Origin of the sequence: Pontibacter sp. FD36 (genome assembly GCF_015686655.1) — a bacterium.
Lineage (GTDB): Bacteria > Bacteroidota > Bacteroidia > Cytophagales > Hymenobacteraceae > Pontibacter.
Genome location: NZ_JADPMP010000023.1, coordinates 1 through 8,047 on the forward strand (window position 1 = coordinate 1; position 8,047 = coordinate 8,047).

Below are 8,047 nucleotides of genomic sequence, written 5' to 3' on the forward strand. Positions count from 1 at the left end.
TTTTTTAATTTGCTATACCTTGTCGAACCACCCCTTCCCCTCCCGAGAGGGGATTGTTGCCGCTACCAATTCACGGGTATAAGCTTTGTAGCCCAAACCACATGAACCATTGGCAGGTATAGCAAGACTAACTTGCACGCTCACAATGAACCAAGCAGCATTGCCAGGTGCACTTAAATGACTACCCACTGTTCGAGCGTTCAGCGAGTTTGGGGAGTCTTGACTTTTTTGCTTACTTTTTGTGTCAAGACAAAAAGTAAGGCCCCGCCGGCCAGGCGAAAAGGTGCCCGCCGCACAGGCGAAGCAATGAAACAATAAACGTTACTATACCTGCAAAAGCCACTGCTATACCTATACCTAAGCCAGAGGCCCCACCATATCCAACACGAGCGAGGACGCTCGCGCCATGCAAGACACAACACAACAACCTCAAGCAATACCCAAATTCCATTATCTTTACAAACACCTTAACACAAACCATGTCAACACCCAGCTATACCCTCAAAGCTACAACCCTGGCTTTGTCACTGGCTTTACTCGGCGGTTGCAGCAAAGGACCTGCCAGCAGCGCCTATACCTTACCTGTCGAAACTGGTGTACCCAGAACGCTGGCCGAGCACCGCAACCAGACGCTGCGCAACGTGCAATACGACATAAAACTGCAGCTCCCAACTGGCAAGGACGCACCTATACCTGCCTCTGAAACCATTTCCTTCAATCTGCTCAACAGAGAGCAGGCCCTGCAAATCGACTTTAAAGAGCAGCCAGACCACCTGCACGCTGTGCGGGTAAATGGAAAACAAATACCGATCGTATTCGAAAAAGAGCACATCGTGATCGGGCCGCGCTACCTGAAGGTAGGGCAGAACCAGGTGCAGATCGACTTTACGGCCGGCAACCTGTCGCTCAACCGCAACGAGGACTACCTCTATACCTTACTGGTGCCGGATCGGGCCCGCACTGTGTTCCCCTGCTTCGATCAGCCGGACCTGAAAGCGGTTTTCAAGCTCACGCTCACACTGCCACAGGACTGGAAAGCCCTGGCCAATGCCCCGCTGCAGGACTCGGTGCTGACCGGCGCTACCAAGACCTATACCTACCTGCCTTCCGATACCATCCCGACTTATCTCTTCTCTTTTGTGGCAGGTGATTTCCGGAAGGTGAGCAACAATGACCGGGGCCGCACCATGCACTTCTACCACCGTGAAACTGATCAGGACAAGCTCGAGAGCATCGGCCCGATCTTCAGCATTCACCGCGATGCGCTGGCTTTTATGGAGGACTATACCCGCATCCCCTACCCTTTTCAGAAGTTCGATTTCGTAGCTATACCTGACTTTCAGTATGGCGGCATGGAGCATGTGGGAGCGATCGACTACAAGGCCTCTACCCTCTTCCTGGACGAAGGCGCTACGAAAGACCAGCTGGTGTCACGCTCTAACCTGATCGCGCACGAAACGGCGCATATGTGGTTTGGCGACTTGGTGACGATGCGCTGGTTCAACGACGTGTGGATGAAAGAGGTGTTTGCCAACTTCATGGCTGATAAGATCTCCAAGACGACGGTAAAAGACAGCAATTACGACCTCAAGTTCCTGATCGACCACTTCCCGGCTGCTTACAGCGTGGACCGCACAGCAGGCGCCAACCCGATCCGCCAGGACCTGGCTAACCTGCAGGATGCCGGCACGCTCTATGGGCACATCATCTATCACAAAGCGCCTATTATGATGCGGCAGCTGGAGCGACTGATGGGCGAAAAGGCCTTTCAGGAAGACCTGCAGGTATACCTGAAAACCTATGCCAACAGCAACGCCACCTGGCCACAATTGATTGAAATTCTGGATGCCCGCACGACGGTTGATTTGCAGGCCTGGAACCAGGTATGGGTGAACGAGCCCGGCCGTCCGGTATTCAACTACGACATGCAAGTGGCAGACGGCAAGATCAGCTCGTTTAGGATCAACCAGAAAGCAGAAGACAGCTCGGACCGACTATGGCCACAGCTATTTGAACTGGCGCTGGTGTATGCTGACAGTGTGCAGGAGCTGACTGTGAACATGGACAAAGCCGCTGTGGAACTGACCGAAGCGATCGGGAAACGCGCACCACTAACCGTCCTCTTCAACTCCTCCGGCCAAGGTTATGGTGTGTTCGCGGTGGACCTTCGCTATCGGGCCGGCATTAGCCAGATCAATCCAGTCATGCGGGCTTCTGTGTACATCAACCTTTACGAAAACATGCTCAATGGCAGAATAGTAACACCAGACTTGCTCCTGCCCATCACGCTGCTGGAATCAGGTGTGGAAACAGATGAACTCAACCTGAAGTTGCTGACAGGCCACCTAGGCGACACTTACTGGAAGTTTACTACGCCAGCCAGAAGAGCTGAAATTGCTCCTGCCTTTGAGAAGAACCTGTGGGACGCGATGGAGAAAAATAAGTCAGGCAATGCAAAAAAGCTTTTGTTCAAGACTTACCAGAATATTGCCCTCTCCAAAGAGGCACAGGACCGACTGCACCAGATATGGGAAGCGCAGAAAGCACCGGCAGGCGTTACCCTCAATGAAGACGACTATACCTCGCTGGCTCTTTCGCTGGCCGTGCGCGACTATGCCAACTCAGAAGGAATACTGCGCCAGCAGCTGTCCCGCATCAAAAACTCGGACCGCCAGAAGCGTCTCCAGTTTTTGATGCCGGCCCTGTCGGGAGACGAGCAGGTACGTGATGCGTTCTTTGCCTCGCTCAAGTTCCGCAGCAACCGCGACAAAGAAGCTTGGGTAGGCACGGCCCTCTCCTACCTGCATCACCCGCTGCGTGCCGCCTCGTCAGAGAAGTACCTGCGCAAGAGCCTAGAGCTGGTGGAGGAAATTCAGCTTACCGGCGACATCTTTTTCCCGACTAACTGGCTGCAGTCAACCTTCAGCAGCTACCAAACTCCAACTGCCGCCGCCACCATTCGCGAATTCCTGGCAGCCCACCCGAGCTACAACCCAAAGCTGAAGGGCAAGATCCTGCAGGCTGCGGATCATGTGTTTAGAGCAGAGAAACTGGCGAGATAAGTTTGGGAGTTAAATAAAGAAGCCCGCTACTTACGCAGCGGGCTTCTTTATTTAAGGGAATATCAAGTACGACATTCCTTCTATTCAATAATTACATATCCAGCACAAGTGCGAAGATAAGTGGTGCAACGATGGTGGCATCAGACTCGATCATGTACTTTGGTGTGTCTTTGCCGAGTTTACCCCAAGTGATCTTCTCGTTTGGCACAGCGCCTGAGTAAGAACCGTAGCTGGTAGTAGAGTCAGAGATCTGAGCAAAGTAGCCCCACAATGGCACACCGTCGCGCTGCAAATCCTGGTGCAGCATTGGCACCACGCAGATTGGGAAGTCACCGGCTATACCGCCACCGATCTGGAAGAAACCGATCGTAGACTCTTCTTTGGCTGTGTTGGTATACCAGTCAGCCAGCTCGATCATGTACTGTATACCTGTTTTCATGGTATGCACATTCTTGATGTCGCCGCTGATCACGTGGCCTGCGTAGATGTTACCCAGTGTAGAGTCTTCCCAGCCCGGGCAGATGATCGGCAGGTTTTTCTTGGCTGCTTCCAGCATCCAGCTGTTTTTCGGGTCAATCTGGTAATACTGCTCCAGCTCGCCACTCAACAGGATCTGATAAAAAAACTCGTGCGGGAAATAAGCTTCGCCCGCCTTGTCCGCTTTTTCCCAGTACTTCAATACCACATGCTCCAGACGACGCATAGCCTCTTCCTCAGGTATACAGGTATCCGTTACGCGGTTAAGGTGACGGCTCAGCAGCTCCTCCTCATCAGCGGCAGACAGTTCGCGGTAATGCGGTACGCGCTCGTAAAAATCGTGCGCCACCAGGTTGAAGATATCTTCTTCCAAATTGGCACCTGTACAGGAGATCGCGTGGATTTTATCCTGACGGATCATCTCAGCCAGGATGATACCCAGCTCAGCCGTAGACATGGCACCAGCCAGCGTCACCAGCATTTTACCGCCGTTGTTGAGGTGTGTCTTATATCCTTCGGCTGCGTCGATGAGCGAGGCTGCGTTGAAGTGCTTGTAGTGCTTTTTTAAAAAATTAGATACTTCCATTTTCCTTGTGTTTATACTTTGTACTAATTCGTGTTTATACTCCTGTAACCCGATATGAGTTAAAAAAAGATCTTCTCCCGCAAATATAGGTTTTAATATAGTATACCTGTCCGCTTACTTCGAAACCAGCTTCAGCCCGATAATGGAGCCGATAAGCAGGAAGATGAAGAACAGTCGCCAAATGTCCGCAGACTCTTTATAAAGCAGCATACCGACGATGACCGTGCCCACTGCGCCTATACCTGTCCAAACGGCGTAGGCGGTGCCCATCGGGATAGTCTGAATGGCTTTGTTGAGCAGAAAGAAGCTTGCGGAAATGCACAGGAAAAACCCAACAGACCACTTCGTGACACTGAAGTTGTTCGATAGCTTGAGGCAGGTGGTAAACCCGATCTCAAACATACCCGCCATGATAAGATAGATCCAGCCCATTTTCTTTTTTTACAAAGGTCGGGACTCCGGACCGGAAGAAATTTAACAAATGTTAAAAAATCACCTGACCTCTGCCCGGATACGGCTGAGGGTAACCTGCGTGACGCCCAGGTAGGAGGCGATCTGGTTGAGCGGCACACGTTGGATCAGGGCGGGATTCTGCTGCAGCAGGGCTTTATAACGCTCGGTGGCTGACTGGAACTGAAAGACCATGAACCGCTCCTCTGTTTTGATGAGTTCGTACTCGGCCAGTTTGCGTCCCCAGTTTGCCAGTTCGATGTTGGTCAGGTATAGGTCCTGCAATTGGGCCAGGTCCATGGCCTGCACCACCGAGTTTTCGAGTAACTCCACGGTTTCGTAGCCGGGCTTGTTGGCTACGTAGCTGTAGTAGGAGAATACCAGATCGCTTTCAGCGCCAAACCAGAAGGTCACCTCCTGGTCGTTGCGGTAGCAGAAGGCGCGGGCGATACCCTGTTCAATAAAGAACACTTTGTGGCTCACCTGCCCTTCCCGGAAAAGGATATGCCCCTTGGGCAGCTCCTGCCGCTGCATCAGGGCTGTGAGCTGCTCAAAGGATCTATCTGAAATAGGATATAACTGCCGGATGGCCTGTTCGATGGTCTGCACCATTTGCGTTGTGCAAGAAGGTTACTTGGTTGGTTTCTCTATGACTAGGTTATGGTTTGTGTAGATGCAGATGTCGGCGGCGATGTTAAGGCTTTCGCGCACCATCTCTTCTGCTGACAAATGCGGTGCATGCTTCTTCAAAGCCAGGGCCGCTGCGTGCGCAAACATACTGCCCGAGCCAATGGCGGCGATCTGGTTGTCCGGCTCCAGTACATCACCCGTGCCGGAGATGATCAGTAGCTCTTCTTTGTTGGCCACGACCATCATGGCCTCCAGCTTGCGCAGGTACTGGTCTTTGCGCCAATCCTTGGCAAGTTCGATAGCAGCACGCTTCATGTTGCTTTGGTAGGCGTTCAGCTTCTCTTCGAATCGCTCCAGAAGCGTGAAAGCATCGGCAGTGGAGCCTGCAAAACCTGTTACGATCTTGCCGTCGAGTAGCTTGCGGATCTTTTTGACGTTGCTCTTGGCTACGTGCTTGTCCATGGTGGCCTGTCCGTCGGCACCTACACAAACTTCACCGTTGTGGTATATACCTACTACAGTAGTTGATCTTATTTTTGCCATTTCTGTGTTTTGGTTTATGTGAAAGGTATACGGCTATACCTTAAAAAACATTCGATACAGCCAGGACTTCAGCAAACAAAACGCCAAAGGTATAGCAGCCGACAAATTGTCGTAATGAGGCATTATCAGGCTATACCTGCCTCCTGCACCTGCCAAATCATGCTACCTTTTGCTATCTTTGCCTTACGAATCGATACTCAGCTTCTAAAACATACGATATGAGCAAAGCAAATTGGGTGACCGTAAAAGAATACGAAGATATCACCTATAAGAAATGCAATGGCGTGGCCCGCATCGCCTTCAACCGTCCGAACGTGCGCAACGCCTTCCGCCCGAAAACGGTGGGTGAACTGTTTGAGGCTTTTTTGGACGCTCGTGAAGATACCTCGATTGGGGTGGTGCTGTTCTCAGCCGAGGGGCCTTCTACTAAGGACGGGGTATACTCCTTCTGCAGCGGCGGCGACCAAAACGCCCGTGGTCACCAGGGTTATGTAGACGATGCAGGTATGCCGCGCCTGAACATCCTGGAAGTACAGCGCCTGATCCGCTTCATGCCGAAGGTGGTAATTGCCGTGGTGCCGGGTTGGGCTGTGGGTGGCGGACATTCACTCCACGTGGTATGCGACCTCACACTGGCCAGCAAAGAGCACGCGATCTTTAAACAGACCGATGCCGACGTGACCAGCTTTGACGGTGGCTATGGCTCCGCTTACCTGGCGAAGATGGTAGGTCAGAAACGCGCCCGCGAGATTTTCTTCCTGGGTCGTAACTATTCAGCCCAGGACGCATACGACATGGGCATGGTGAACGCCGTGATTCCGCATGCCGAACTGGAAGACACTGCTTATGAGTGGGCGCAGGAGATCCTAGCCAAGTCCCCTACCTCCATCAAGATGCTCAAGTTCGCCTTCAACCTGACTGACGACGGCATGGTGGGACAGCAGGTGTTTGCCGGTGAAGCTACCCGCCTCGCCTACATGACAGACGAAGCCAAAGAAGGCCGCAACGCCTTCCTGGAGAAGCGCAAGCCAGATTTCTCGGACATCAAATGGATTCCGTAAGGTATAGCCTGCAGGTATAGCACTAGCAAAGCCACTCCGTTATGGAGCGGCTTTTTGTTTTTTGCTAAAAAGTGGTTGCGGATAAATACAATTTCATCCTTTTTGATCGAACACTTAATGCGCCTAATACCACAACCAAAACTAACTACCAATAAATCAGGCATATTAGGCGTACATAAACGGGTATACCCGTATTACCCGGTTATATCCGCTTAATTCTATACTTTTACAAGGTCATTTCGCTACATAATATGCTTATTTCTTTTAAACGCACAGTAGGAATGTACAATTAAATACACAATTAGAAATAATTAAGTCTAGTCTATATCCAAATTCAGGTTGGAGTCACCGCGACAGACCTTGTTAGAAATAATCCAGCTGGGAGATGAGTTGTTTTCAGTAAGATTTCTTATATTGAATAAGTAAGATATACAAGCTCAAAAAAACTTAAACTCCGGTTCTTGGCAGACTGAAACAGTTTTGGCTGGGAGCTAGAAACTCTACACATAGTGCAGATAAACGTAATAGACTTCCATATATCTAGTAGTTGGCGTACATTGGAATCATGAATAGACAACAAGAGATAGAAGAACTGTTTTCAATGTTTCACGATTTTGAGATAAAGAGTGTGAGCAAAGACGGGGAAGCTTTGACCTTGGATTTTGTGATTCCTTGGGGGCAGTTATGGAATCCTGTCGTTTTGGAATACCAAATAAAAATTGAGCTGTCAGGGTGTAGGAATTTACTGTGTGAATACTTTCTGTTCAAAGACGATGAAGCTAACAAATCAAAGCCTCTTGCACTCCGAGAAACAGAAAAAAGAGTAACCAGCGACCCACAGACTATGAATAAACTGGGGCTTGAAGTTCAAAGCTATACCTATACTCCACCTGATACTTACGTGCTTCATTGCAACAGTTCTAAAGAAATTGCTGGTGGTGAATTGACTTTGACAGCAACAGATTACCGAATCTTTAACGATAATGGCGAACCTTTGACACTTGACCAACTGAAGCAATATGCTACTCAATGGTGGGATAGTATAAAGGAAATGTGGGACGAGCAGAAAAAATAAAAACAACGAAACGCCAACAAAGCACATGTGTAAAGCTGCTGCTACGCCTTGCTCACCTCATGTACGAGCCGAAATCTATGAGTAAAACAAAGGTTTTGCTCTAAATATTCTTCAATTTCAGTTCATAAGGCGTTCCTCTTTTCACCACGGCCACGATCTGGTG

8 protein-coding genes are annotated in these 8,047 nt (G+C 50.2%); 3 read left to right on the forward strand and 5 right to left on the reverse strand.

All coding sequences use genetic code 11. From position 1 onward, the window contains the following. Window positions 1-12: 12 nt before the first annotated feature. Window positions 13-144 (reverse strand): hypothetical protein, encoded by a 132-nt coding sequence (locus I0P70_RS21505; protein ID WP_255530949.1) that lies wholly within the window; start codon window positions 142-144, stop codon window positions 13-15. A gap of 335 nt (window positions 145-479) precedes the next feature. On the opposite strand from I0P70_RS21505, the gene I0P70_RS21120 reads away from it, so the two are divergent. Beyond that, the gene (locus I0P70_RS21120) at window positions 480-3,062 is read left to right on the forward strand and encodes a M1 family aminopeptidase (protein ID WP_196121125.1); all 2,583 of its coding nucleotides are present in this window, start codon (window positions 480-482) and stop codon (window positions 3,060-3,062) included. A gap of 91 nt (window positions 3,063-3,153) precedes the next feature. On the opposite strand, the gene I0P70_RS21125 is transcribed toward I0P70_RS21120, so the two are convergent. From I0P70_RS21125 to hslV, 4 genes are all read right to left on the reverse strand, one after another. Beyond that, window positions 3,154-4,125: a deoxyhypusine synthase family protein gene (locus tag I0P70_RS21125; RefSeq protein ID WP_196121126.1), complete on the reverse strand. Its 972-nt coding sequence runs from the start codon at window positions 4,123-4,125 to the stop codon at window positions 3,154-3,156. A gap of 114 nt (window positions 4,126-4,239) precedes the next feature. Beyond that, window positions 4,240-4,557 carry a multidrug efflux SMR transporter gene (locus I0P70_RS21130; protein ID WP_196121127.1) on the reverse strand — a complete coding sequence of 106 codons (318 nt, stop codon included), beginning with the start codon at window positions 4,555-4,557 and terminating at the stop codon, window positions 4,240-4,242. 60 nt (window positions 4,558-4,617) lie between these two features. Continuing rightward, entirely contained in the window at window positions 4,618-5,187 is a 570-nt protein-coding gene (locus I0P70_RS21135; protein ID WP_196121128.1) for a Crp/Fnr family transcriptional regulator, read from the reverse strand. A gap of 18 nt (window positions 5,188-5,205) precedes the next feature. After that, entirely contained in the window at window positions 5,206-5,748 is a 543-nt protein-coding gene (gene hslV / locus I0P70_RS21140) for an ATP-dependent protease subunit HslV (protein ID WP_076423012.1), read from the reverse strand. 149 nt (window positions 5,749-5,897) lie between these two features. Here hslV and I0P70_RS21145 point away from each other — a divergent pair, with 149 nt between their 5' ends. After that, window positions 5,898-6,809 carry a 1,4-dihydroxy-2-naphthoyl-CoA synthase gene (locus I0P70_RS21145; RefSeq protein ID WP_255531130.1) on the forward strand — a complete coding sequence of 304 codons (912 nt, stop codon included), beginning with the start codon at window positions 5,898-5,900 and terminating at the stop codon, window positions 6,807-6,809. A gap of 565 nt (window positions 6,810-7,374) precedes the next feature. Then, window positions 7,375-7,884, forward strand: coding sequence for a hypothetical protein (locus I0P70_RS21150; protein ID WP_196121130.1), 510 nt, complete (start codon window positions 7,375-7,377; stop codon window positions 7,882-7,884). Window positions 7,885-8,047: the final 163 nt, after the last annotated feature.

Excerpts from the sequence above, each read along its gene's own strand:
- I0P70_RS21120 (WP_196121125.1), top strand. The coding sequence starts at position 480 with ATGTCAACACCCAGCTATACCCTCAAAGCTACAACCCTGGCTTTGTCA.
- I0P70_RS21125 (WP_196121126.1), bottom strand. The coding sequence starts at position 4,125 with ATGGAAGTATCTAATTTTTTAAAAAAGCACTACAAGCACTTCAACGCA.
- I0P70_RS21130 (WP_196121127.1), bottom strand. The coding sequence starts at position 4,557 with ATGGGCTGGATCTATCTTATCATGGCGGGTATGTTTGAGATCGGGTTT.
- I0P70_RS21135 (WP_196121128.1), bottom strand. The coding sequence starts at position 5,187 with ATGGTGCAGACCATCGAACAGGCCATCCGGCAGTTATATCCTATTTCA.
- hslV (WP_076423012.1), bottom strand. The coding sequence starts at position 5,748 with ATGGCAAAAATAAGATCAACTACTGTAGTAGGTATATACCACAACGGT.
- I0P70_RS21150 (WP_196121130.1), top strand. The coding sequence starts at position 7,375 with ATGAATAGACAACAAGAGATAGAAGAACTGTTTTCAATGTTTCACGAT.